General features: G+C 61.7%; 24 protein-coding genes and 1 pseudogene. 16 read left to right on the top strand and 9 right to left on the bottom strand.

Annotation, left to right across the window (positions count from 1 at the left end):
* Positions 1-2 precede the first annotated feature (2 nt).
* Entirely contained in the window at positions 3-419 is a 417-nt protein-coding gene (gene gloA / locus VGN93_RS13850; RefSeq protein ID WP_327507960.1) for a lactoylglutathione lyase, read from the bottom strand.
* Between the two features lie 169 nt (positions 420-588).
* Here gloA and VGN93_RS13845 point away from each other — a divergent pair, with 169 nt between their 5' ends.
* On the top strand, positions 589-1,371 hold the full coding sequence (locus tag VGN93_RS13845; protein WP_327507959.1) for an SDR family NAD(P)-dependent oxidoreductase: 783 nt from the start codon (positions 589-591) through the stop codon (positions 1,369-1,371).
* Positions 1,372-1,397: 26 nt separating this feature from the next.
* Here VGN93_RS13845 and VGN93_RS13840 read toward each other — a convergent pair whose 3' ends face one another.
* The 5 genes from VGN93_RS13840 to VGN93_RS13820 form a co-directional block, all read right to left on the bottom strand.
* On the bottom strand, positions 1,398-2,483 hold the full coding sequence (locus VGN93_RS13840; RefSeq protein ID WP_327507958.1) for a sn-glycerol-3-phosphate ABC transporter ATP-binding protein UgpC: 1,086 nt from the start codon (positions 2,481-2,483) through the stop codon (positions 1,398-1,400).
* 6 nt (positions 2,484-2,489) lie between these two features.
* The gene (locus VGN93_RS13835) at positions 2,490-3,407 is read right to left on the bottom strand and encodes a carbohydrate ABC transporter permease (RefSeq protein WP_414714092.1); all 918 of its coding nucleotides are present in this window, start codon (positions 3,405-3,407) and stop codon (positions 2,490-2,492) included.
* A 4-nt stretch (positions 3,408-3,411) separates the two neighbouring features.
* Positions 3,412-4,293, bottom strand: coding sequence for a sugar ABC transporter permease (locus tag VGN93_RS13830; protein ID WP_327507957.1), 882 nt, complete (start codon positions 4,291-4,293; stop codon positions 3,412-3,414).
* 74 nt (positions 4,294-4,367) lie between these two features.
* The gene (locus VGN93_RS13825; protein ID WP_327507956.1) at positions 4,368-5,684 is read right to left on the bottom strand and encodes an ABC transporter substrate-binding protein; all 1,317 of its coding nucleotides are present in this window, start codon (positions 5,682-5,684) and stop codon (positions 4,368-4,370) included.
* 296 nt (positions 5,685-5,980) lie between these two features.
* Positions 5,981-7,009 carry a LacI family DNA-binding transcriptional regulator gene (locus tag VGN93_RS13820; RefSeq protein ID WP_319310146.1) on the bottom strand — a complete coding sequence of 343 codons (1,029 nt, stop codon included), beginning with the start codon at positions 7,007-7,009 and terminating at the stop codon, positions 5,981-5,983.
* A 184-nt stretch (positions 7,010-7,193) separates the two neighbouring features.
* Here VGN93_RS13820 and VGN93_RS13815 point away from each other — a divergent pair, with 184 nt between their 5' ends.
* The 15 genes and pseudogenes from VGN93_RS13815 to VGN93_RS13745 all read left to right on the top strand — a co-directional run bounded on the left by VGN93_RS13815 (position 7,194) and on the right by VGN93_RS13745 (position 20,718).
* Entirely contained in the window at positions 7,194-7,607 is a 414-nt protein-coding gene (locus tag VGN93_RS13815) for a Rieske (2Fe-2S) protein (protein WP_319312284.1), read from the top strand.
* Positions 7,608-7,664: 57 nt separating this feature from the next.
* Entirely contained in the window at positions 7,665-8,729 is a 1,065-nt protein-coding gene (locus VGN93_RS13810; RefSeq protein WP_327507955.1) for an amidohydrolase family protein, read from the top strand.
* Entirely contained in the window at positions 8,726-9,838 is a 1,113-nt protein-coding gene (locus VGN93_RS13805; RefSeq protein ID WP_327507954.1) for an amidohydrolase family protein, read from the top strand. The genes VGN93_RS13810 and VGN93_RS13805 overlap by 4 nt, the downstream gene beginning before the upstream one ends.
* A 13-nt stretch (positions 9,839-9,851) precedes the next feature.
* On the top strand, positions 9,852-10,850 hold the full coding sequence (locus VGN93_RS13800; RefSeq protein WP_327507953.1) for a dihydroxyacetone kinase subunit DhaK: 999 nt from the start codon (positions 9,852-9,854) through the stop codon (positions 10,848-10,850).
* Positions 10,850-11,485 (top strand): dihydroxyacetone kinase subunit L, encoded by a 636-nt coding sequence (locus VGN93_RS13795; protein WP_327507952.1) that lies wholly within the window; start codon positions 10,850-10,852, stop codon positions 11,483-11,485. The genes VGN93_RS13800 and VGN93_RS13795 overlap by 1 nt, the downstream gene beginning before the upstream one ends.
* Positions 11,486-11,684: 199 nt before the next feature.
* A complete protein-coding gene (locus VGN93_RS13790; protein WP_327507951.1) occupies positions 11,685-12,632 on the top strand; it encodes a sugar ABC transporter permease in 948 nt (315 codons plus the stop codon).
* Positions 12,632-13,477 carry a carbohydrate ABC transporter permease gene (locus VGN93_RS13785; protein WP_319310157.1) on the top strand — a complete coding sequence of 282 codons (846 nt, stop codon included), beginning with the start codon at positions 12,632-12,634 and terminating at the stop codon, positions 13,475-13,477. Before VGN93_RS13790 ends, VGN93_RS13785 begins: the two co-directional genes overlap by 1 nt.
* A 121-nt stretch (positions 13,478-13,598) precedes the next feature.
* Positions 13,599-14,852, top strand: coding sequence for a sugar ABC transporter substrate-binding protein (locus VGN93_RS13780; RefSeq protein WP_327507950.1), 1,254 nt, complete (start codon positions 13,599-13,601; stop codon positions 14,850-14,852).
* Between the two features lie 56 nt (positions 14,853-14,908).
* Positions 14,909-15,985, top strand: coding sequence for a sn-glycerol-3-phosphate ABC transporter ATP-binding protein UgpC (locus VGN93_RS13775; RefSeq protein WP_327507949.1), 1,077 nt, complete (start codon positions 14,909-14,911; stop codon positions 15,983-15,985).
* Between the two features lie 61 nt (positions 15,986-16,046).
* Positions 16,047-17,390, top strand: a complete 1,344-nt coding sequence (locus VGN93_RS13770; RefSeq protein WP_327507948.1) for a mandelate racemase/muconate lactonizing enzyme family protein — start codon at positions 16,047-16,049, stop codon at positions 17,388-17,390.
* 21 nt (positions 17,391-17,411) lie between these two features.
* A pseudogene (locus VGN93_RS13765) lies at positions 17,412-17,564 on the top strand (DDE-type integrase/transposase/recombinase); the annotation flags it as partial.
* A gap of 295 nt (positions 17,565-17,859) precedes the next feature.
* A complete protein-coding gene (locus VGN93_RS13760) occupies positions 17,860-18,093 on the top strand; it encodes a DUF2934 domain-containing protein (RefSeq protein WP_327507947.1) in 234 nt (77 codons plus the stop codon).
* Between the two features lie 82 nt (positions 18,094-18,175).
* Positions 18,176-19,636 (top strand): glycogen synthase GlgA, encoded by a 1,461-nt coding sequence (gene glgA, locus VGN93_RS13755; RefSeq protein WP_327507946.1) that lies wholly within the window; start codon positions 18,176-18,178, stop codon positions 19,634-19,636.
* 205 nt (positions 19,637-19,841) lie between these two features.
* On the top strand, positions 19,842-20,336 hold the full coding sequence (locus VGN93_RS13750; RefSeq protein WP_327507945.1) for a BON domain-containing protein: 495 nt from the start codon (positions 19,842-19,844) through the stop codon (positions 20,334-20,336).
* A gap of 187 nt (positions 20,337-20,523) precedes the next feature.
* The gene (locus tag VGN93_RS13745) at positions 20,524-20,718 is read left to right on the top strand and encodes a hypothetical protein (RefSeq protein WP_327507944.1); all 195 of its coding nucleotides are present in this window, start codon (positions 20,524-20,526) and stop codon (positions 20,716-20,718) included.
* Here the strand turns inward: VGN93_RS13745 and VGN93_RS13740 are convergent.
* Genes VGN93_RS13740 through VGN93_RS13730 form a run of 3 tightly spaced genes read right to left on the bottom strand, consistent with a single transcriptional unit; the run spans position 20,691 to position 22,731 of the window.
* Positions 20,691-21,740: a c-type cytochrome gene (locus VGN93_RS13740; RefSeq protein WP_327507943.1), complete on the bottom strand. Its 1,050-nt coding sequence runs from the start codon at positions 21,738-21,740 to the stop codon at positions 20,691-20,693. The genes VGN93_RS13745 and VGN93_RS13740 overlap by 28 nt on opposite strands.
* Positions 21,734-22,354: a cytochrome c oxidase assembly protein gene (locus VGN93_RS13735; RefSeq protein WP_327507942.1), complete on the bottom strand. Its 621-nt coding sequence runs from the start codon at positions 22,352-22,354 to the stop codon at positions 21,734-21,736. The genes VGN93_RS13740 and VGN93_RS13735 overlap by 7 nt, the downstream gene beginning before the upstream one ends.
* On the bottom strand, positions 22,351-22,731 hold the full coding sequence (locus VGN93_RS13730; protein ID WP_327507941.1) for a hypothetical protein: 381 nt from the start codon (positions 22,729-22,731) through the stop codon (positions 22,351-22,353). The genes VGN93_RS13735 and VGN93_RS13730 overlap by 4 nt, the downstream gene beginning before the upstream one ends.
* Positions 22,732-22,733 lie beyond the last annotated feature (2 nt).

Here is a 22,733-nt window from a genome sequence, read left to right as displayed (position 1 = left end):
AGTTACTTGCTTTCCTGGATGAGTTCGATGCGGTAACCGTCCGGATCATCGACAAAGGCGATGACGGTGGTTCCGAACTTCACGGGACCGGGCTCCCGGACGATCTTGACGCCTTCCTTGCGCATGGCCTCGCAGGCCGCGTAGATATCCGGAACGCCGATGGCGAGATGCCCGAATCCATTGCCTTTTTCATAGGTTTCGACGCCGTAATTGTAGGTAAGCTCGATCAGCGGATCGATTTTTTCTTCGCCGTAGCCAATGAATACGTTTGTGTATTTACCGTCCGGCACGTCGATCGTGCGGATGACACTCATGCCGAAGTACGTCTGGTAGAAATCGATCGAGCGCTTGAGGTCGCCGACGCGGATCATGGTGTGCATGATCCTCGCGGCCTTGGCCGGTGAGGCTACTGCAGTCATGGTTTTGTCTCCTTCCATGTGGTGATCGCCAATGGTGGTGATCGTGAAAAACAAAAATCCATCGAAAACAAAAACTTAGACTAGAAATCTAAGTTTTGTTATGTAAATTCATCCAAATATTGCGCATAAATATAACCGAATTTGGCGCACGTCTCGTGGTGAGGATCGAATGGATTTGACAGGCAAAGTGGTGTTGGTGACGGGGGCGGGTTCCGGCATCGGAAAGGCGACTGCCATGATGATGGCGGCCAGTGGCGCGAGGGTTGCGGTCTTGAGCAGGACGCAGAGCGAGATTCTCAAGGCGCAGGAGGAAATAGAAGGCGGTGGCGGCCAGGCGATGGCGCTGACGGCCGATGTCAGCCAGGAGGCCGACATGAAAAGAGCTGTCGAACAGGTGATCGCGCGGTGGGGGCGGCTCGACTGCGTCATTGCCAATGCCGGCATCAACGGGGTATGGGCGCCGATTGACGATCTTCAGCCCGAGGAGTGGGACAAGACCATCGCCGTCAACCTGCGCGGGACCTATCTGACGATCCATCACACGGTTCCCCATCTCAAGGCCGCGGGCGGCGGTTCGATCGTGGTGGTATCGTCGATCAACGGTACTCGCACATTCACCACGGCCGGCGCGACGGCCTACTCGGCGACCAAGGCGGCCCAGCTCGCCATGGTGCAGCAGCTTGCCCTGGAACTCGGCAAATCCGGCATTCGCATCAATGCCGTCTGCCCGGGTTTGATCGCGACGAACATTCCCGACAGCACCATCAAGCGCAATCAGGATGCTGCTCGCATTCCCGTCGTCTGGCCCGAGGGCGATATCCCGATCACCGGCGGTCGTCCGGGCGCCAGCGATGACGTGGCATCGGCGATCGCTTTCCTGTCGTCCGATCTGGCGCGGCACATCACCGGCACGCCGATATGGATCGATGGTGGGCAGAGTCTGCTGCGCTAGTCGCAGGCCCGGGTCGTGGAGTGCGCTCACAGCCGCTCTCCCGCCTCGTTGAACAACGAGGTATGGGCGATATTGACATGAACCTGGCATTCTTCTCCGATGACGGCCACCTGATCGGCGGCGATGCGGATCGAAAAGGTCTCTCCCGCCACGGTGCCCCAAAGAAGGGTATCCGGTCCCATCGGCTCCTCGATCGTGAACAGCGCCTTCAGCGGAGCCGGGTGCTTTGAAGATGGCTGCAAATGCGCCTGCTCCGGGCGAATGCCGAGGGTGGCGGGTTGCCGATCTTCCACCGGCAGGCGGAACGGATAGCCCGTGAGATCGATTTCCGTACCGTCCGTCAGTCTGAAAAGAGAGGCCTCTTCCCTGCGATGTATGGTTCCGGTCAGAAAGTTCATCTGCGGAGAGCCGACGAAGCTGGCGACAAATCGGTTGATCGGGCGCTGGTAGATTTCCTTTGGGGTAGCGAACTGCTGGATGACCCCGTTGTGCATGACGGCGACCCGATCGGCGAGCGTCAGCGCCTCGACCTGGTCATGGGTGACGAAGATCATCGTCGAGCCGAGGCTCTTGTGAAGCCGCTTGATTTCTACCCGCAACTCCGTGCGCAACTTGGCGTCGAGGTTGGACAGTGGCTCGTCGAACAGCAGGACATGGGCGTCGCGCACCAGCGCTCGGCCGATCGCGACGCGTTGTCTCTGTCCACCGGACAACTGGGCCGGCTGTCGCTTCAACAGCGGTTCGAGTTGCAGGATGCGGGCGGCGTCCGCGACGCGCCGGGCTATCTCCGCCTTCGGTGTCCCGGCCATCTTCAGCCCGAAGGACAGATTGCCTTCGACCGTCAGCCGCGGATACAGCGCATAGGACTGAAATACCATGCCGATGCCGCGATCATGCGGTTCGGACCACGTGACGTTGCGGCCGTTGATCCAGATCTGGCCATCGGTGATGTCGAGCAAACCGGCAATCGCATTGAGGAGTGTGGATTTGCCGCAGCCGGAGGGCCCGAGGAGCACGATGAATTCGCCCTCCGCAACTTCCAGATTGAGGGTTTCAAGCACGTTCAACGCACCGAAGGTGATTTTCAGGTTTCGTATGGAAACGCTGGACATGAAGACTTACCCTTTGACTGCACCTGCGGCGATGCCCCGAACGAACCAGCGGCCGGAAATGAAGTAGACGACCAGGGGAACGGCCGCTGTCATGATGGTGGCGGCCATGTTGACGTTGTAGGCAATCTCGCCCTCGGTCGGGGCCACGAGATTGGTGAGTTGCACCGTCATCGGCCGGTTGGCGAGACCGCCGAAGGTCAGGCCCATGATGAAATCGTTCCAGATGCCGGTGACCTGGAGGATGACGGCCACGACCAGCATGGGCACGGACATCGGCAGCATCAGCCGGAAGAAGATCGAGAAGAAGCGCCCGCCATCGACGCGCGCAGCCTTGAAGAGGTCGATCGGTATGCCGGCATAATAGTTGCGGAACAACAGCGTCATCACCGGCAATCCGAAGCTGACATGGGTCAGCACCAGCGCGTAGATGGTGCTGAACATGCCTGTGGCGGAATAGATGCGCACCAGCGGATAGATGAACACCTGGTAGGGCAGAAAGGCACCCATCAGCAGCACTGCAAACAACAGGTTCGCGCCGCGGACCCGCCAGAAGGAAAGGGCATAGCCTGTCAGCGCGCCAACGAAGATGGAGAGGAAGACAGAGGGTATGAGGATCTGGACGGAATTCCAGAACCCAGGGCTGATACCCCGGCAATCGAGACCGGTGCAGGCGCTCGACCACGCTGTCACCCAGGGTTCAAAGGTCATGTCCATCGGCAGGGCAAAGAGCCCGCCCGCCCGGATCTCGGCCATCGGCTTTACCGAGGTCACGACCATCACATAAAGCGGCAACAGGAAAAACAGCGCCGATATCACTAGGAAGGCATAGATGCCCAGACGTGCGGGACCGAACCTTTTCGGGGCGCTGCCTGTCGGTCCCTCGCCGATCGGCGTGCTTGCAATACTATGGGTCGGAGCGGTCACGGGACTAATCCTTCGGCCGTTCTGCACGAAAATACTCGGCATAAAGCCATGGCGTCAGCACGCAGAGCACCGTGATAAGCAGCGTGGTGGCGGCAGCCGTGGCCAATCCGATGTTCTGCCGCTGGAAAAGGTAGTCCATGACGAATTTGGCCGGCACGTCCGACGAGAAGCCGGGACCGCCGCCGGTCAGCACAAGGACGAGGTCGTAGAGCTTCACAACGCCAAGCGAGAGCAGAACGGTGGAACTGATGAAGCTCGGCCGCAGCATTGGTATGACAATGTGAAGATAGAAGCGCCAGGGCTTGATGCCGTCGATGCGCGATGCCTTCCAGAGATCCTGGTCTATGCCGCGCAAGCCGGCCAGCATGATCGCCATCACAAGGCCGGCTGCATGCCAGATACCGGCGAGGACCACGCAATAGATTGCGGTTTCCTTCTGCACGATCCAGTCGAAGCGGAAATTTTCAAAGCCCCATCCGCGCACGGTCTCCTGGATGCCGAGCGTCGGACCGAGAATCCACTGCCAGACGAGGCCGGTGACGATGAAGCTCATGGCATAGGGATAAAGAATGACGGTGCGCAGAAAGCCCTCGGCGCGCACGCGCTGGTCCAGCGCGACCGCGAGCAGAAAGCCGAGTGCCAGAGAAATGCCGATCATCAAGACTCCGAACAATACCATGTTCTGAAGCGAGGTGAGCCAGCGGTCGGAACCGAACAGCCTGACATACTGCGAAATCCCGGCAAAGCGCGCGACCGGCAGCATCCGGCTGTCGGTGAAGGAAATGCCAATTGTCCAGATCATCGTGCCGACATAGGCAAAGACCACGATCAGGATGGCGGGTGTCAGCCCTGCATATACACTCCAGCGAATGGAACCCTGTTTCATCGAGACTTTCCGGTGCCTGCCTGGAAAAAGGAGCGGCAGTCGCCTGCCGCCCGAGCTGGTCGTCTGGGAGGTTGTTATTCCTGGAATTCCGCGAGCACGGCCGCATATTTTTCCGCGAACTGCTCGGGTGTTTCGGATGGTGTCGCCCAATATTCCACGACCACGTCGGCCAGCGAATTGAGCATGTCTGCACCCGCGAGCCAGTCCGGCCCGGCCAATTGCTTGCCGGGATCTTTCAGGGCTTCAAGCCCGATCTTGGAGCAGGCATCGAGGCCGGACGTGTCGACATCGTTGCGGACCGGTATGGATCCCTTGAGATTGTTGAATTCCACCTGGACATCTTTGTCCAGCATCACCCTGGCCATCAGGTCCTGCGCCTTGGCTCCGCTTTCGGACCTGGTTTCAGGCATGATGAAGACGTTGGAATCCATCAGGAAGTTTTGCTCGCCAAGACCGAGCACACACCCGTAATCCTTTCCCGCGACCCAACCGGCGGATGTGAATTCGCCTTTCTCCCAGTCGCCCATGATATGCATGGCGGCCTTGCCGGTAATCACCATCGAGGCGGCCTCGTTGAAGGAGCGGTTCGGCGAGCCGGGATCCGTATAGCTGCGCAGCTTGGCATATACCTCCGCCACGCGCTTGAATTCGGCCCCCCTGACGGCTTCCGGGTTCTTGTCGCGGAAGACCGACATATACAAGTCCCTGCCGCCGGCGCCGGCGAGAACGCCATTGAAGAGCTGGTGCTGTTGCCAGGCCTGCGCCCCGAAAGCCAAGGGGATGATGCCGCCCTGCTGGAACGTGTCGGCGACCGCGAAGAAGTCCTCCCAGGTCTTCGGCTCCTCCACGCCAAACTTCTCGAACAACGCCTTGTTGTACCACAGCCAGTTGGGTGTCTGCAGGTTGACCGGGACGGCATAGATGTGGCCGTCGCGGCTGACGGCGGCCAGAACGTCTGCGGGAAGAGATGCCTGCCAACCCTCCGCGGCGGCAACATCGTCGAGGTTGCGCAACAGGCCCTGATCGGCGAGCTCGCCAAACTGCTTTCCCGCATTCATCATCATCACGGTCGGGGGATTGCCTCCGACGATGCGGTTGATGCCGGTCGGCTTCGCGACGTCGCCATTGACGATGGCGTTGTCTACCCACTCACCGCCGGCGGCCGAGAAGGCGTCCGCAAAGACTTTTACGGCCTTCGACTGCGACTGCGTCGTCCACCAATGAAGAACCTCGGCCTTTTCGGCCGCTCCGGCCGGCTGGACGGCCGCCACGGCCAACATGCTGGCCCCCAAGAGCGCGCGATATTTGCTCATCATCTGAAACTCCTCCCGATTGAAAGCCGCTCGCGGCGCCTTGCCGCGCGCCAGCCTCCGAGCAACGATTGCAGACAAGGCTTCCTCCTCCTGTCTGTATGCGACCATAATCTCCGCGCTGTTTTTAAGTCAACAATATGCGCAACAAAATTGCGGCATTATCAACTTTTGTTATGTTGGCGTCTCTCCCTGCCCTGGTTCGGGACCTCTGCGAAGGTTACGGAGAATAAATTCAAATGTGAATTGGTGATATTCCAATAAGAATTGCAGCTGATGCTCTGCTTGTCAAGCGCACAGCCGCGTTCGCGCGCTTGCGTTATCTCCGCCTGCGATCGTGGGGTGAAAAAGGTGAGACGGCCGAATTTCGACGATGGTCAGCTGGCTGCGGCCAGCACCCTCGTGCGCCAGCCTGTCGAGCCGGCGCGGGCCGTGGATTCCCGTTCGATGATTTCGGACACCAGTGCCAGTCTGACCGGCGGACGCTTGCGTGCGTCGGCACTGGCCAGCCGTTCGCTGATACAACGAACCATGGCGGCGCCCATTTCAACCTGGGGTGTTCGAACTGTCGTCAGTCGCGGCGAGACATGCAGTGCGGACGCAAAATCGTTGAAGCCGACCACCGAGATTTCTTCCGGCACGCGAACGCCGAGGCGCAGCAGTTCGGAAACCACGGTGATTGCGATGCCGTCATGGGCGCAGAACAGCGCGGTCGGAGATTTTCCCGATCGTAGATAGGTCAGAAAGGCACCGCGGAAGCCTGCCGATTCGTCAAACACGATGTCGTCGACATGGGCGTCGGCTGCGCTCAAAGCGCCGTCGCGGAAGCCGCGGAAGCGTTCCGCCCGGCCCATGGGGGTTTCGTTCCCGTGAACGAAGGCCATCTGACGGTGTCCGAGCCGCAGCAGCATTTGTGCCACGCCATAACCCGATTCCCAGTCGGCCCCGACCACCTGGTCGACCTGTTCCATCGGGCCGGCATAGCTGGCGCAGACGACCGGAAGGCCGGTTTTTGTTGCGACTGCGGTCCAGTCGGACGGCTTGGGTACGGCCAGTATCATGCCGACGACGGACGATTCCATCTGTGCTGCGTCGCTCAGATAATGCGCCTGCCGCGGCACGATCATGAAGCCCAGCTTCTCTCCCTCGCGTTCGGCGCCATGCATGATGTTCAGCCAAAGCTCACTGCTGACGGGATCGATTTCCTGGCGGATGAAAAGAATATGGCCGGCCGTGTAGCTTACATCCTGCTGGACCCGGTAACCCATGGCGTGCGCGGCGCGGATAACCCGGCTTCTCGTGCTTTCGCCCACGCCCGCTTTCCCTGAGAGCGCGCGCGAAACAGAGAATTTTGAAAGCCCCAGCTGGTCTGCAAGATCTTGGATTGTTACCCGGTTGGAGGCCATCGGTGTTCTCTCTAATGATAGGCTTTTGTTGTGGCGTATGAAACGTTTAACGTCAAGTCGAGCGAAAAATACCCAAACAAAGTTGCGCTATCAAATTTTTCCTGTTAGCTTTTTCCTAACAAAGCCAAACGTGATTGCGAGGCGCCGGGGAGAAGATTTCGGCGTCCGTGATGGGATGGGAATCGTGGGAAAATTTATAGTTGCGCTGCTGGCTGATATTCCGCCGGGCACGCAAAAACTCGTCCACGTGGCGGGGCGCGACATTGCTGTTTTCAATGTGGGCGGCGAACTGTTCGGGATATCCGATGCCTGTCCGCATCAGGGGGGCAGTCTGTCCACGGGCACAACGGTTGGTTTGACTACATCTTCGGAGCCGGGAAAGTTCTGCCATTCCCGGCCCGGCGAGTTTGTACGCTGCCCCTGGCACAGCTGGGAATTCGATCTGCGGACCGGCCAATCGTGGTGCGACCCCCGCCGATTTCGGACAAAGGCCTACGATCTGAGCATCGAGCCGGGCGAGGCGCTGGTTGCAGGCCCCTATGTCCTGGAAACATTCGGCGTGTCGGTCGAGGACCACTATGTGGTGGTCGAGTTCTAGGCGCGCCCCGAAGACGAGCGATTGCCGGGCCAGAATAACGAAGCGGGAGTGTCACAGGTGTCCGTTGCCAATGTCATCGATTGCGATATCCATCCCGGCGTTCCGACCATCAAGGCGCTTTTGCCTTACATGAGCGACTATTGGCGCGAGGCGTTCATCGCCCGCGGACAGGATGGGTTCCAGCCCGCCAGCTACCTGCCGAATTCGCCCCTTGCCTGTCGTCCGGACTGGCGTGAGGGCGATGCCGTCGGCGCCAGCCGGCTTGAATTGCTGCAACGGCATGCCCTTGATGGATTCGGTGCCGGTCTCGCCATCTGCAATGTCCTCTATGGCGGTTCTTTCGCGATCAGCGAAACCATGGCGGCCGCGATCTGTTCTGCGGTCAATGATTGGCTGCGCGCGGAGTGGCTGGACCGTGACCCGCGGCTTCGCGCGTCTATCGTCGTGCCGACCCAGAATCCGCGCCTCGCCGTGGAAGAGATCGAGCGCATCTCCGGTGACCGACGCTTCGTCCAGATCCTGATGCCGGTGGCGCTGGATATGATGCTCGGCAAGGAACACTACTGGCCGATTTTCGAGGCGGCGCAGCGCCATGCTCTGCCGATCGGTCTTCATGCCGGAAGCCTCTACCGCTATGCGCCGACGACGAACGGCTGGCCCACGCATTTCCTGCAGGATTATGTTGGAAACAACCACGCCTTCGAGAGCCAGTTGCTGAGCCTGATTGCTCAGGGGGTCTTCCTGCGCTTTCCGGATCTGAAGGTGGTGTTGCTGGAGAGCGGCGTGACCTGGCTTCCGGGTTTTCTCTGGCGCGCGCGCAAGACCTGGCGCGCGGTGCGGCCGGAGGTGCCGTGGATCAACGAGTCGCCGATCGACATCGTCCGGCGCCATGTCAGGCTCACGGCGCAGCCGATCGACGGTCCTGCCGACCCGGCGGTCCTGGAACGGGTCCTCAACCAGATCGGTTCGGACGACATGCTGCTCTACGCCTCGGATTATCCGCACTGGCAGTTCGCCGGGGACCGGGTTGTACCGGACGGCGTGCCGGCGCGTCTCATAGAGAAGATGGCTCGCGACAATCCGCTGGCGACCTATCCCCGACTGAGGGAGACGATTCAATGAGCATGACGGACGATATCGCGCCGGAGCCTTCCGAAAAGGCGACCAAGCTCAGGATGGTGGATTGCGACATTCATCCCGCGCTGAAACACAAGAAAGCGCTTCATCCCTATCTCGAACAGCGTTGGCGCCAGCACCTCGACGAGTTCGGTGCGCTTGCCCATTGCGTATATGCGACCCGTGGCGGTCCCTATCCGCGTTTCACCCCGGAAACGGCACGCCGGGATGCCTGGCCGCCCAATGGCAATCCTCCGGGGTCCGATCTCGAATTCATGCAGACCCAGCATCTCGATGCACATGGCATCGAATACGGCATCTTGCAGCCGATCGTCGGTGCCAACAATGCACGCAACACCGACCTGTCGGCCGCGCTCTGCACGGCGACGAACCGATGGCAGGTGGATGAGTTCACTTCCAGAGACCCCAGGCTGAAGGCTTCCATCCATATCGGCGCTGAAGACGCCGAACTGGCTGTTGCCGAGATCGAGCGCTGGGCGGGTGATCGCAACTTCGCGCAGATCCAGTTGGGCTCCCGCTCCGTGGAACCGATCGGACGAAAGCGTTACTGGCCGATCTTCGAAGCGGCGGTGCGCAACGACATGCCGATAGGCTTCCATGTCGGCGGACCGTCGCCCTATGCACCGTCGCCGAGCGGCTGGCCGGATTATTACCTCGAGGACCACCATGTCCTGACCCACAGCGCCCATGCGCAAGTTTCCAGCATGATCCTGGAGGGTGTGTTCGAACTGTTCCCGCGCCTTCGTGTGGTGATGATCGAGGCAGGGTTTGCTTGGGTGCCGTCGCTTGGCTGGCGACTTGACAACCACTGGCGCAAGCTGCGGACCGAAACGCCGCTCTGCAAGCGGCCGCCATCCGAATATCTGCGTCAGAATGTGTGGTTCACGACGCAGCCTGCCGACGAGCCCGAGCGGCGCGAAGACCTGCGCTTCCTGTTTGAGCAGATCGGCTTCGATCGGATGATGTTTGCAACGGACTATCCCCACTGGGACTTCGACGATCCCGAGCGCGCCCTGGTCATGCCCATGAGCAAGGACGAACGGCAGATGCTGTTCCGCGGCAATGCCATGAAATTCTACGCGAATCTTGACTGAAGGACGACTGCAGATGAAGAAGTTGATCAATGATCCAGCGCACTATGTCGACGAGGCACTTGACGGGCTGACGCTCGCCTTTCCCTTGCTTGTCCGGGACGGGGCGGCGGGACGCGTCATTCGCCGGACGCACCCCGAGACCAGGGGCAAGGTGGGGATTGCGACCGGCGGGGGCTTTGGCCACTTGCCCTTGTTTGCCGGTTACGTCGGCTCCGGATTGGTCGATACCTGCTCGGTCGGCAACGTCTTCGAGGGGCCGAATGTCGACAGCTGCATCGAAGCGATACGCCTCGCGGATGGCGGTCGCGGTGTTCTTCGGCTTTACGGCAATTACGGTGGAGACCGGATGAATTTCGACATGGCGGGCGAAATGCTGGAGGACGAAGGCATTGCCTGCACCACCGTCCTCGGCACGGATGATATTGCCAGCGGCGGGCCGGATCAGCTCGCCCGCCGTCGCGGCGTGGCGGGCCTCATCTATGCGTACAAGGCGGCCGGAGCGGCGGCCAGGTCAGGTTCCGATCTCGACGAGGTGACCCGGGTCGCAGCAAAAGCGGTGGCAGCCACGCGCACCATCGGCGTCGGGCTTGCCGCCTGCCGCCTGCCGTCCGCCGCCAAGCCCAGCTTCGATCTGGCCGACGACGAAATCGAGATGGGAATCGGTATTCACGGGGAGCCGGGAATCTGGCGTGACAAACTGCGCCCGGCGGATGCGATCGCAGATGAAATGGTCGAGCGGCTGTTGGCCGATCTCCCACCGGCGGCTGGCGGCGAGGTTTCCGTGCTGGTGAACGGCCTGGGCGCAACTCCGATGGAAGAATTGCTGATCCTTTATCGCCGGGTCCGCGCCCAGCTGCAGGTGGCCGGGTTGACGATCGTGGCGCCTCTGGTCGGCAACTATGTGACCTCGATGGAAATGCAGGGTGCATCCCTCAGCATCTTCCACCTGGATGCGGAGTTGAAGGCTTTGCTGGCCGCGCCGGCGGACTGCCCGTTCTGGAGGGTTGGCTGATGTCTATTGACGTATCCGGGATCGGTGCCGCTATCGATCGCGCGGCAGGGGCAGTGCAGTCCCTGGAGCAGGAGCTCAACCAGGCGGACGCAAAACTCGGAGACGGCGACACGGGCTCAATGCTGGCGCGTGTCGTCGGAGCGATGGCGCAGAGCGGCGCGGCCGAAGCAACGGATGCGAGCGATGCCTTCGGCAAGCTTGCGCGAGCCGGAATGTCTGCCACCGGATCCAGTCTTGGCACCCTGATCTCGGGCGCGTTCCTGTCTCTCTCCAGGCAGACGAAGGGTCGCGCCACTGTCGATTGGGGCGACCTGTCCGGACTGCTGGCCGCTGTGCTCGATGGCATGATCGCGCGGGGCGGCGCCAGCCTGGGCGACAAGACCGTGCTGGACAGCGTCCACGCCCTCGTTCTGGCACTGGCCGATGTCTCCGACGGCCCCCAGGCCGCGACGGCGGCGCGGGTGTCGGCGAACGATGCACTTCGTCGCTACCGCGACCTGCCGTGCCGCATGGGTCGGGCGAAGTTTTTCGGCGACAAGAGTGTTGGATTGGATGACCCCGGCATGCTCGCATTCGCGAAATTGGTCAATGCCGTTGCCGGCTCTGAAGCCGGACGCGGCAACATAACAACCTAATAATAATAACCAAGCGGACTCCGGCTGCCCGTAAAGTTGCTCGAAGTTGCTGAAATTTGGGAGATTTCGTAAAAAAATTCCCAAAAGTAAGATTTTTCTTGATGTTTGTTAGGTATTGAGATTGATTGTTGATGCTTTCTGTTAGGTTGGCAAATTAAAATGGCGGGCCCGGAGGAGGGTGCCGTGGGAGGAGGAGTAGATGGTGGCCCATCACGTTGAGCCTGCGGACGGCTTTGTCTTCGCGGCCGACGACAGCAATGATGTCGAGCGTCGCAACGCCTGGATAAAGTTTCAGGATCGTATCTTCGTGCCGCTGACGATCGTGCCGACAATGCTGGCCAGCGCGTTGGTTTTCGGCATTCCATTGGTATTTTCGCTGCTGCTGAGCTTTCAGGGCTGGACGATCGACAGCGCCCTGTTCGGCGGACGTTTCGTTGGTCTCTCGAACTACCAGGATCTGTTCAGCGATCCCCTGTTCCGGTCCAGCCTGATGCTGACGATCGCCTATACCCTTGCGACGGTTACCGCCGAGCTGGTCCTCGGCCTTGGTGTGGCGCTTCTTCTCAACAGTCGCGTGCCCTTCGTCCGTGTATTCCGCACGGCACTGATCATCCCCATGATGATCACGCCGATCGTGGCCGCATTGACCTGGAAGCTGCTGTTGGATCCGAGCTATGGCCTGGTCAACGCGCTGCTCGGCACGAAAACCGTCTGGCTCGGCGATCCCGATCTCGCATTGTTCGCCGTGGGCATCGTCAACGTCTGGCAAAACACGCCGTTCGTGGCCATCCTGCTGCTGGCCGGATTGCAATCCCTTCCGAGCGAACCGGTGGAGGCTGCCGCCGTTGACGGCGCCAATCGCTGGCAGACTTTCCGCCATGTCACGTTGCCGCTGTTGATGCCGTATGTGGTCGTCGCGGTGCTGTTGCGCACCATCTTCGAGTTTCGCTCCTTCGAAAATATCTGGGTGATGACCGGCGGTGGTCCGGCCAATTCGACAAAGCTTTTGTCGGTCTACACCTTCGAAGCGTCGTTCCTGTCGTTCGACCTGACGCTGGCGGCGGCCGCATCCTGGGTCATGCTGCTGATCGTGTTGATCTTCTGCGTCCTTTTCATACTCGCAACCAAGCGCAAGGAGATCCAGTAATGTCAGGTTCCTCGCTCGGAAAACGCCGCAAGGCGATCCGCTACGGTCTTACCTATGCCGGCCTCGCGGTCCTGCTCGTGATTTTCCTCTTTCCGCTGCTTTGGATCGTCGGAATATCGCTGAAGACCCGCGAGCAAATCTTCACCAATCCGCCGATCTTCCTGTGGGTGCCGACCTTCGAGAACTACGCCCAGGTGCTGACTCAGTCGGATTTCCTGTCGTCGTTCTCCAACTCGCTGATCGCCACGAGCTGTTCGGTCCTGTTGTCATTGATCATCGGCATTCCGGCATCATACACCTTCGCCCGCTTCAGCTTTCGCGGCCAGGGCGTCACGATGATCTTGCTGCTGATCATGCGAATGCTGCCTCCGGTCGCGATCCTGCTGCCGCTCTTCGTCTTGTTCAAGGCAGTCGGTCTGTCGAACACGCGGTTGTCGATCATCATCGCCTACACGACCTTCAGCCTGCCGCTGATCGTCTGGGTCATGAAGGATTACTTTGCCAATCTCCCGAAGGAACTGGAGGAAGCGGCCTATATCGACGGCGCCTCGCGAATGCTCGCCTTCCGCAAGATCGTCCTGCCGCTGGCCCGGCCCGGCATCGTCACAGCCGCGATTCTGTCGCTGTTGCTGGCCTGGAACGACTTCATCTTCGCGGCGATCCTGACCAACAATTCGACGCGGACCTCGCCGGTCCTGCTTGCAGCCTATGCCGGTGGGGAGACCGGCACCAATTGGGGAGCGATTACCGCCACCGGTGTACTCGTCGTCATCCCCGTCATCATCTTCTCGATGATCGTCCAGAAGCACCTTGTGCAGGGCCTGTCATCGGGAACGGTGAAATAACGAACTTCAACGGAGGAGGAGAATACCAATGGAAAAGAACAAGGGAATTTTGAACGGATCGAAGGTTTCGCGTCGCAATTTGCTGATAGGGTCGGCGGCGACGGTGGCAGGCGTCGGCCTCATGAGCTCCACGCTTTTCACGCCGGCCCTGGCGCGGAGCAAGCCGGCAAAGCTGACCGTGCTGGGCGACAGCGCGCCTTGGAAAGGCACGATCATCGAGGACGCGATCCCGGCCTTCACCAAGGAAACCGGCATCGAGGTCGAATATATCCAGCTTCCAAACGAGCCGCTGGTCACCCGTGCCCGCGCGGAACTGACGAGCGGCAGCACCACCAGCTTCGACGTCATGCAGATGGGCGCATCCATGATCGGCTGGATGCACTCCTACATGGCTGACGTCAACGAACTGATGAAAACGGCAGGCGGCAAATATGCAGCCGATTTCGGCATGGACGAATTCTCGCAGGCTTCCATCGATCTCGCCTCTATCGATGGCGTTCAGCGCGGTATTCCCTATCGCAGCACGACCTACATCCTGCACTACCAGCCCGAGCTTCTGGAACAGGTCGGACTGAGCGCTCCGCCCAGCAATTTCGCGGAATACCTGGATGCGGCGCAAAAGCTGACCGAGGCAGGCAAACCGAACCGCTTCGGCGTGGGCTATTGCGCCCGGCAGGGCGGCGCGATCGTCGACCATTTCGGTCCCTATCTGTTGTCGTCGGGCGGTGGCTTCTACGACAGCAAGACCAAGGAAATCCTGATCAACAATGCGGAATCGGTTGCAGCCGTCGATTATTACGCAAGCCTTCTCAACAAGCACAAGGTCGTGCCGGAAGATGCGCTGACCTGGGAATGGGATGAAATCATCGCCAATGCCCAGAACGACCGCTACGCCATGGGCATCACGCTGAACGCCTCCGCGACGCCGATCAACCGCTCTGACAAATCAAAGACCAAGGGCCGCTGGCAATGGGCGCTGGTGCCGGGCAGGGAAACCATCGCCGACAGCCGCTCCTCGCTCGGCGGCTGGAGCTTTGCCGTGCCGTCGGCCGGTGCCAACAAGGAATGGGCCTTTGAGTTCGTGCAGTTCATCACCAGTCGCGAATGGGCAAAGCGGTCCATGGAAAAGGGCAATGCCTCGGCGCGCCTGTCGGTTCTGAACGACCCGGAGGTGATTGCAAAATATGGCTTCACCAAGGTGATGGCGGATCAGCTGAAGACGGCCATCGCCAATCCGCGCGATGCCTATTGGGGCGCGGTCGAAGCTCAGCTTCGCGCCGGCCTCTCCAAGACGCTGCTGGGACAGGCGTCGCCGCAGGATGCCATGGATGAAGTGGCGGCCGGTTGGGAACGCACCATGCGGCGTGCCGGCTGACACTCGCTGCCGGGCGGTTCGCCGCCCGGCACATTTCGAACGACAGGAGAAGAGCCATGGCTTCCGTGAAGATGACGGGCATCAAAAAGAAATACGGCGCGTTGGATGTCATCCACGACATCGATCTGACGATCGAAGATGGCGCGTTCGTGGCGCTGGTCGGACCGTCCGGCTGCGGAAAATCGACCCTGTTGCGGATGATTGCCGGACTGGAGGAAATCAGCGGTGGCGAGATCGCGATCGGCGACCGGATCGTTAACGACCTGACGCCGCGCGAGCGCAATATCGCGATGGTTTTTCAGAACTACGCGCTTTATCCGCACATGACCGTGGCCGAAAACATGGGCTTCAACCTGAAGCTGGCGAAGAAATCCACGGCCGAGATCGAGGCCCGCGTCGGCGAGGCGGCCCGCATGCTCGGTCTGACGCCGCTCCTCCATCGTCGGCCCTCGCAACTTTCCGGCGGCCAGCGTCAGCGTGTCGCGATGGGACGTGCCGTCGTCCGCAATCCCCTGGTATTCCTGTTCGACGAACCCCTGTCGAATCTCGACGCGAAGCTGCGCGTACAGATGCGGACCGAGATCAAGGCGCTGCACCAGAAGGTGAAGACGACCTCGATCTATGTAACCCACGACCAGATCGAGGCCATGACCCTGGCTGATCATATCGTCGTGATGCATGGAGGCCGCATTGAACAACAGGGCCACCCACTGGAGCTTTATCGCAGGCCTGCCAATCTTTTCGTCGCGGGGTTCATCGGCACGCCCGCCATGAACTTCATCGAAGCCGTCGGCGGCAGCGATGATCGGGGGGCGGTCGCAACGCTCGCCGATGGCGGCACGATCCGCGTCGGTGGCGTGCAGCTGGAAACGGGCAGGCCCGTGACGCTCGGCGTTCGCCCCGAACACCTCGTCGCACAGGGCGACGGATCCCGGCTGTCCGGCTCGGCGCGCTTCGTGGAGCCGACGGGAGCACTGACCCACGTCACCTTCGATGTCGGCGGGCGTGACCTCGTCGCGGTGGTCGACGGCGAACGCACGATACGCGCCGGCGAGCCTTTCGAGGTCTCCGTCGCACCCGATCTCATCCATGTTTTCGACAGTCGGTCCGGTCACAGGCTGAATGCCGCCTGACGACAAAAATTGATTTAAGGGGCCGGGTCCCAAGACCGGCCTTTCAACCAGGAGATTGAAAGTGAACAAGGCCATCAATTCGGCTGAGGCCATCGAGGCTGTGGAGAACGCCGTCCGGACCCACTCCCGTCCGTCCGATATCAGGATCTCCGACGTTCGGATCGCTGTGGTGACGGGCATCTGCTACTATCCGTTGATCCGGATCGATACCAATCAGGGCATTTATGGCCTGGGCGAGGTCCGCGATGGCGGGCACCCGGAGAGCGCGTTGCGGCTGAAGCATTTCCTGCTCGGCCAGAACCCCTGCAATGTCGACATGATCTTCAATGCTCTGCGCATCTACGGAGGAGACGGACGGGAAGGGGGTGGCATTTCGGGGATCGAGATCGCCTTGTGGGATCTTGTCGGTAAGATCTATGGAGTGCCTTGCTACCAGTTCTTTGGCGGGAAGTATCGCGAAAGCGTTCGCATCTACGGCGATACGCCGGCGCCCGAGAAGCTCACTCCGGAGGCCTATGCCAAGGCGGTACGTGCCCGGGCCGACATGGGGCTTACCTTCATCAAGTTCGACCTGCCGCCCAGACTGTTCGAAACGACGGAGGACGCGCTGGTGGGGTCTGCGACCCGACATGAATATCCCCTCGGCAACAGTGCCCGGGTTGCGGGTTCCGGCCGCGGCGCCAAGATTTCCGAAAAGGGAATCGAGACCGCCGTCGAGATCGTGCGGGCCGTTCGCGCCGAGGTCGGCAGCGAGGTGTCGCTCTGCGTCGACCATTTCGGCGAAGGCTATGTGACCGCCGATGAGGCCATCCGCATCGGCAAGGCGCTGGAGCCCTTCAATCTTGCCTGGATCGAGGATCCGGTCATCTGGCACGACATCAAGGGCCACAAGAAGGTTGCCGATGCGCTGCTGACGCCGGTGGCAGGCGGTGAGGATCTCTACCTCCTCGACGGTTTCCGCGAGGCGATCGAAACGCAGGCCTTCGATGTGCTGCATCCCGATCTGTTGACGTCAGGCGGTATGCTTGAGACCAAGCGGATTGCCGACTACGGCGCCCGGCATGGCCTGGCTACGGCTCTGCATTCGTGCTGCTCGCCGATTGGCTTCATGGCCAATGTGCATTGCGGGGCAGCGATCGGCAGCCTGATGGCCGTCGAGCATCATGGCCTCGATGTGCCTTTCTGGGAAGAACTGGTAACGGGTCTCGAGCCGAACTATCTGGATGACGGTTATGTCAAGGTTCCAGACCTGCCGGGCCTGGGTCTCGACCTCAATCTGGATGCGATCAAGGCCAATCTTCGCGACCCCGACAGCTTGTTCATGCCGACGGAGGAATGGAACAAGCGCAAGGCGGGCTTCGAGAGGGTCGATCCGCCACGCTACCAGACGCAATTGGCCCGTTAGCAGCCCTCGGCGATCTATCCTGTCACCAGGCATCAGCAGCAAGGCATCGAGAGCGTTCATTTCCCGGTGACGAAGAACATGCTGAAAGTCGGTGACTTCCAACCATCCAGCACGAAATGGCGGACCATTGCCGGTTTTGAGGTGATATTATGGTCGCGGAAGGGCCTGAGTGTTGATTGCCGCTGAGAACTGATGGAGTGGATGCCCCCCGCAACCAAATCAATAAAGCCCGCAGACGGAAACGTAAGCGGGCTTTCGGCGTTCAGGGGCATGTTTCACGCGTCCCATATCCATCGAACAGCCGCGTCGAAACGTCTATTTTCTTGGGAACAAACAGCCCGTCATCCGGTTTGAAAATACGTCTGTCGGAGTTTCAGGCATCAGCCCGAAAAGGGGCCTTTTTGGCTTTCCTTTAAAAGAAAACGGGTGGTGGCGCGACGGGGCAGTCTGTTTAGAAAGGGACATTTACATGGCTGATTTTGACGATCTGGTGCGCACCGAAGCCTATCTCATCTGGGAATCGGAGGGGCGGCCGCATGGGCAGGATGCGCGCCATTGGGAAATGGCAACGGCGCGTGTGCAGTCGAGAATGCGCGTGAAGACCGTCACGCCGATCGTGCCGCTTCCGCTCCAGCGCGTGGCGCTTTTCACCCGCCCGAGACGCAAGCCGCAGCAGGCAGAGATTTTTCGCGCGTCCGTTTGAGCGTTTCGGTTATGCTGTCACCTTGCGCCCCGCCGACCGGCGGGGTTTTCGATCCCTCCAGCGGAGTGGTGTCTGACAGGCCATGAACGTTCTGTCGATTGTTTCGGAGGTTTTTCCTCTCATCAAGACCGGGGGATTGGCAGACGTGGCGGGCGCCCTTCCGAAGGCCCTGCGCCCGCTCGGTGTCGACGTCCTGACCCTTGTGCCTGGTTATCCCCAGGTGCTGGAGCGCCTGCCGGATAGGGTCGAAGTCGGGTCCCTCGAGGGCCTGCTCGGCTACCGGGCGGTGGTGTCCCGCGCGGTTACGGAGGGGCTGGACCTGCTGGTCCTCGAAATCCCCGAACTCTACCAGCGTACCGGCGGGCCCTATCTCGATGGCGCCGGCTACGACCATCCGGACAACTGGTTGCGTTTCGCCGCATTGTCGCTCGCCGGGGCGCAGATTGCCCTCGGGCACCTGCCGGTCGGCAGCGCCGATATCGTCCATGTGCACGACTGGCAGACCGCGCTCGTGCCGGTCTATCTGCGCTATCGGTTCCAGAGTTCGCTTCCGGTCGTCTGCACGGTTCACAATCTCGCCTTCCAGGGGCAGTTTTCCGTCGACATCGCGCCACGCCTCGAATTGCCCATGGCGGCATTCGGCATGGATTGCCTGGAATATTACGGCGGCGTCGGCTACCTGAAGGGCGGCCTTGTCTGTGCAGATATCGTCACGACGGTCAGCCCCACCTATGCGCGCGAGATCCTGTCGCCGGAGCTCGGCATGGGGCTCGACGGCGTGTTGCAGACGCGGCGCGCAGCGCTCTACGGCATCGTCAACGGCATCGATGCGGATATCTGGAACCCGGCGACCGATCCCCTGGTTCCAAGGCCTTACGACGCCCGCTCGCTGGCGCGCCGGCAGGAGAACCGGGCGGCAGTGCTCCAGCATTTCGGCCTGCCGGATGCCGATGGACCGCTCTTTGCGGCGCTGACGCGGCTGACCTGGCAGAAGGGGGCGGACATGTTTGCCGAGGTGGCCGAGGAGATCGTGCAGCACGGCGGCCAGCTCGTCGTCTGCGGCCAGGGCGATGCGACGATCGAGGCGGCGCTCAGGGACTGTGCTTTGCGCTACCCCGATCGCGTGAGCGCCCATATCGGCTATAGCGAGGAACTGGCGCATCTCATCGTTTCGGGCTGCGATGTGCTGGTGCAGCCATCGCGCTTCGAGCCCTGCGGCCTGACCCAGCTCTATGCCATGCGCTATGGCGCGATCCCGCTTGTCGGTCGGACCGGTGGCCTGTCGGAAACCATCATCGACGCCAACGAGGCGGCGATGGCGCGGGCGGTCGCCACGGGTTTTCAGTTCCACCCGGTCGATCCGCACAGTTTTCGCGAGGCGGTGCGCCGGGCCTGCGAGGCTTTCGAGGACCGCGAGGCCTGGAGCAGCCTGCAACGCCAGGCCATGAAGGCCGATTTCTCCTGGGAGCGCAGCGCCTCCCAATATGCCCAGCTTTTCGAGGCATTGCACACGGCATGGCAGACGACGGCCGAGCGGGCATGAGGCGCCGTCGCCTTTCCGCGTGATTGCTGCGTGATGATGCTCCCTTGAACCCGGTCGGGGTGGGCGGTGCTCCGAGGAGCCATGCGATGATCAAGCAGAACCGGCGCGTTTTGACGCCCCGCAGCAACGGCGGCGTTTCGCAGCGGAACAAAGCCCGCCCCGATCGGTTCGGTCTTCTCCAACGAAAAGCAATAGGAGACACGCGATGACCGACCGCAAGCAGGTATCCCGCGAGGACGATTTCCGTGATTTCGAGGAGCGCGACATTCGCGACGGATGGCCCTATGCCGACAGGGACGGCGATCCTGGCGCCGCGCGCAATGCGCCCTATGGCAAGCCCGAGGCCAATCTCGACCAGTTGGAAAACGAAGGCGTCGAAATCACCACCGATCCGGCCGTGCAGGATGTGGACGGCGTGCCGTTGCCGTTTTCCGATGAGGAGAAGGACTCCATTGCCGACGATGAGCTGGAGGACCGCATCACGCAGGTGCTGGAAGTGGATGCGCGGGTCGATCCCGCCTTTCTCGAAATCGCCATCCGCGATGGCGTCGCCCACCTCGAAGGCTCCGTCGACAGCGAGGCTGACCGGCGGCATCTTATCGACCTCGTGCGCCGGCAGAAGGGCGTGCGCGACGTCCAGGCAGAGGCACTTCTGGCGCGCGGCGTCGATAGCCACATGCCGCGTGATGTCGACGAATAGCCGAGCGCTGCGTACGGTGGAGGCGCGCGAGAGTTTCGCCAAATACCTGTTCGAGACCTTTCCCGCCGTCACCTTCGATCCCGTCGGCATCGCTTCGGCGTCGGATAATGCGGAAAAAACGGAAGCCCAGAGCGGCGGGAACAATTGCCTCCGTCACCGGGTTGGTTCGGTGAACAGGAGGGCAATCATGGCCATCATCCCCAACGAGCCCACGCCCGGTCCGGTCCCCATTCCGGACCTGCCGCCGATCGACGATCCAAGCCCGCCGATCGAGGAGCCGGACCCCGAGCGCCTGCCGGACGAAAACCCGGAACCCAATCCCGACGAGAACGACCAGCCGCCGAAACATGTGCGCTACTTGAACGGGCGCGCGGCGAAGTAGGCTGAAAGCGCCATGATGTCGTTCTCTTCGAGATTTTCCGACGCCCGGGCCATCAGCGCCTGAAACGGCCCGCCGCCACGGCTCCCGGCAACGAAGAGGCGGAGCTGGTTGGCGATATAGCCGCCCGGCTGGCCGGAAAGGCGCGGATAGGCGGGGTTGCCGCCCGTTTTGTCGTGGCAGGACAGGCAGGCGGGAATGCGCCGCGCGCGATCGCCCTGCATCGCCAGCATTTTGCCGCGCTCGATGATCTGCTCGTCCTCGTCCGGGGATACATTCCCGCGAGTCTCGCCGGCAAAATGGCGGGCAAGGGCCTGCCGGTCCATTTCGCTCAATCCCTGTATCGCCACCGCCATGATGCCGCTTGGGCGCGCGCCTTTGTCGTAAGCGGCAAGCGCGTCCGCGAGATAGGTCTCGGATTGCCCGGCGAGGTGAGGGATCAGGCTGTCGGGGCCGAGCCGCTCGGCTGCATGGCAGCCGTTGCAGGTCTCGACGATGCGGTCCATCGCCTGCGACTGGTTTCCCGAAAAGCCGGCCAGCGCCCGGTAGCCCGCTGCATCCAGCGCCGGATAGCGCCGCAGGAAAGCGACCATCGCCCAGGCCTCGTCCTCGCGCCCGGCGACCGGCCAGGCCGGCATGCCGGTGAAGCGCACGCCGTGCCGCACGATCTGGAACAGTTCGGCGTCGCTCCAGGTGGAAATGAGGCCCTTGAGGTCGGGCGGGGCGGGCAGCATATGGCGCACGCTGTCCGGCCGCGCCATGGCGGGCGAGCCGTGGCAGATGGCGCAGCCCCGCTCGAAATGGCCCGCCGCCATCGGCAGCATGCCCTCGCTGAAGGCCGGCACCTCGGTTCCAAGCGCCGCCGTGCGCACGGAGGCGCGCATCGCCCAGTGCAGAAACCAGTCGGTCGCCTTCCAATGGCCCGAGCTTGCGCCGATGCCGAAGACGCCGCTCCAGGCGACAAGGAAAGCGGCCGCCACGCCGGCGATGGCGAGGCCGACGACATGTCTCCAGCCGATCAGCATCGCGGTCCCTCCGCCGGTTGCGGCCCATCCTCCCGGAGCAGGCCGGCAAGAAGCGCCACACCGCCCGCGAGATAGGAAAGCGCGCCGACCATCAGCATGACCACGCCGCCGATCTGCTGGTCGGCCGCCGCGGAGAGGGGGATGCCGAAACATGTGACCGCGCCGTCGCCATAGAGTGGGCGCGGCGCCAGCGCCAGGAGCACGCCGAGCAGCGTCATGTGCATGGAGGTGAAGAGCAGCCCGATCGTCCCGGCAAGCCGCCCGTCACCGGGCCTTAGGCAGGTTGTCCACAGCAGCAGACCGGCGGCGAGAAAACTCGCCTGCTCGACGAGCAGCAGCACAAGGCTCGCATCCGCCGCGGCGCGCAGCACCGGCATATGCCAGAACCAGACGACGACGAGCTCGATCAGCGAGGCCAGCATCGGCGTCATCCAGTTCCAGCGCGCCAGCGGGTCGCGTCGCGTGCCGACGAGGCCGTAGGCGATCAGCGGCGCGGCCACCGCGACGATACCCATATGCGCGACCATATGGACGGTGAAGGAGCCCGCGCCAAACCCGAGCACGAGGGCAAGGCCGAGAAGCCCGAAGCCGGCGGGGAGCGCGATCGTCCTCATGTCTGGCACGCCCCGATGAAGAGGAGCGGCACGGCGACGAAGACCACCGCGACGAAACTGAGGCCGGAGAGCAGCAGCGTCGCAAACCCCTGGAAGAGCAGGCGGTCTTTGCGGGTCGGTTCGTCATGCGGCGGGTCGCCCGAACCGAAACCCCATTGCCGCCAGGCAAGATAGGCCGAGAGCACGATGCCCGTGAGCGCAACCAGCGTGACCGCGCCGAGGGCGAGCCGCATCGCCTCGAAGGAGAACGGCGCCGCACCCGCCTTGGCACAGAAGACGGCGGCGGTGACGTAGCAGGCGAGGAAATGCAGCGCCCAGATCGTCGGTGCGGTGAAGAGCGTCCAGAGACTTTCGACTTCCTTGGGGATGAGGCGCATGG

The sequence above is a fragment of the Shinella sp. genome (genome assembly GCF_035998705.1).
GTDB lineage: Bacteria > Pseudomonadota > Alphaproteobacteria > Rhizobiales > Rhizobiaceae > Shinella.
The sequence above is the reverse complement of the archived record's forward strand: the minus strand, read 5'-3'. Positions and strand labels throughout refer to the sequence as shown.

Coding starts and splice junctions, on each gene's coding strand:
- VGN93_RS13790 (WP_327507951.1), top strand. CDS start 11,685: ATGGTGGCCCATCACGTTGAGCCTGCGGACGGCTTTGTCTTCGCGGCC.
- VGN93_RS13775 (WP_327507949.1), top strand. CDS start 14,909: ATGGCTTCCGTGAAGATGACGGGCATCAAAAAGAAATACGGCGCGTTG.
- VGN93_RS13840 (WP_327507958.1), bottom strand. CDS start 2,483: ATGTCCAGCGTTTCCATACGAAACCTGAAAATCACCTTCGGTGCGTTG.
- VGN93_RS13800 (WP_327507953.1), top strand. CDS start 9,852: ATGAAGAAGTTGATCAATGATCCAGCGCACTATGTCGACGAGGCACTT.
- VGN93_RS13785 (WP_319310157.1), top strand. CDS start 12,632: ATGTCAGGTTCCTCGCTCGGAAAACGCCGCAAGGCGATCCGCTACGGT.
- VGN93_RS13780 (WP_327507950.1), top strand. CDS start 13,599: ATGAGCTCCACGCTTTTCACGCCGGCCCTGGCGCGGAGCAAGCCGGCA.
- VGN93_RS13805 (WP_327507954.1), top strand. CDS start 8,726: ATGAGCATGACGGACGATATCGCGCCGGAGCCTTCCGAAAAGGCGACC.
- gloA (WP_327507960.1), bottom strand. CDS start 419: ATGACTGCAGTAGCCTCACCGGCCAAGGCCGCGAGGATCATGCACACC.
- VGN93_RS13820 (WP_319310146.1), bottom strand. CDS start 7,009: ATGGCCTCCAACCGGGTAACAATCCAAGATCTTGCAGACCAGCTGGGG.
- VGN93_RS13795 (WP_327507952.1), top strand. CDS start 10,850: ATGTCTATTGACGTATCCGGGATCGGTGCCGCTATCGATCGCGCGGCA.
- VGN93_RS13750 (WP_327507945.1), top strand. CDS start 19,842: ATGACCGACCGCAAGCAGGTATCCCGCGAGGACGATTTCCGTGATTTC.
- VGN93_RS13740 (WP_327507943.1), bottom strand. CDS start 21,740: ATGCTGATCGGCTGGAGACATGTCGTCGGCCTCGCCATCGCCGGCGTG.
- VGN93_RS13730 (WP_327507941.1), bottom strand. CDS start 22,731: ATGCGCCTCATCCCCAAGGAAGTCGAAAGTCTCTGGACGCTCTTCACC.
- VGN93_RS13830 (WP_327507957.1), bottom strand. CDS start 4,293: ATGAAACAGGGTTCCATTCGCTGGAGTGTATATGCAGGGCTGACACCC.
- VGN93_RS13845 (WP_327507959.1), top strand. CDS start 589: ATGGATTTGACAGGCAAAGTGGTGTTGGTGACGGGGGCGGGTTCCGGC.
- glgA (WP_327507946.1), top strand. CDS start 18,176: ATGAACGTTCTGTCGATTGTTTCGGAGGTTTTTCCTCTCATCAAGACC.
- VGN93_RS13735 (WP_327507942.1), bottom strand. CDS start 22,354: ATGAGGACGATCGCGCTCCCCGCCGGCTTCGGGCTTCTCGGCCTTGCC.
- VGN93_RS13760 (WP_327507947.1), top strand. CDS start 17,860: ATGGCTGATTTTGACGATCTGGTGCGCACCGAAGCCTATCTCATCTGG.
- VGN93_RS13745 (WP_327507944.1), top strand. CDS start 20,524: ATGGCCATCATCCCCAACGAGCCCACGCCCGGTCCGGTCCCCATTCCG.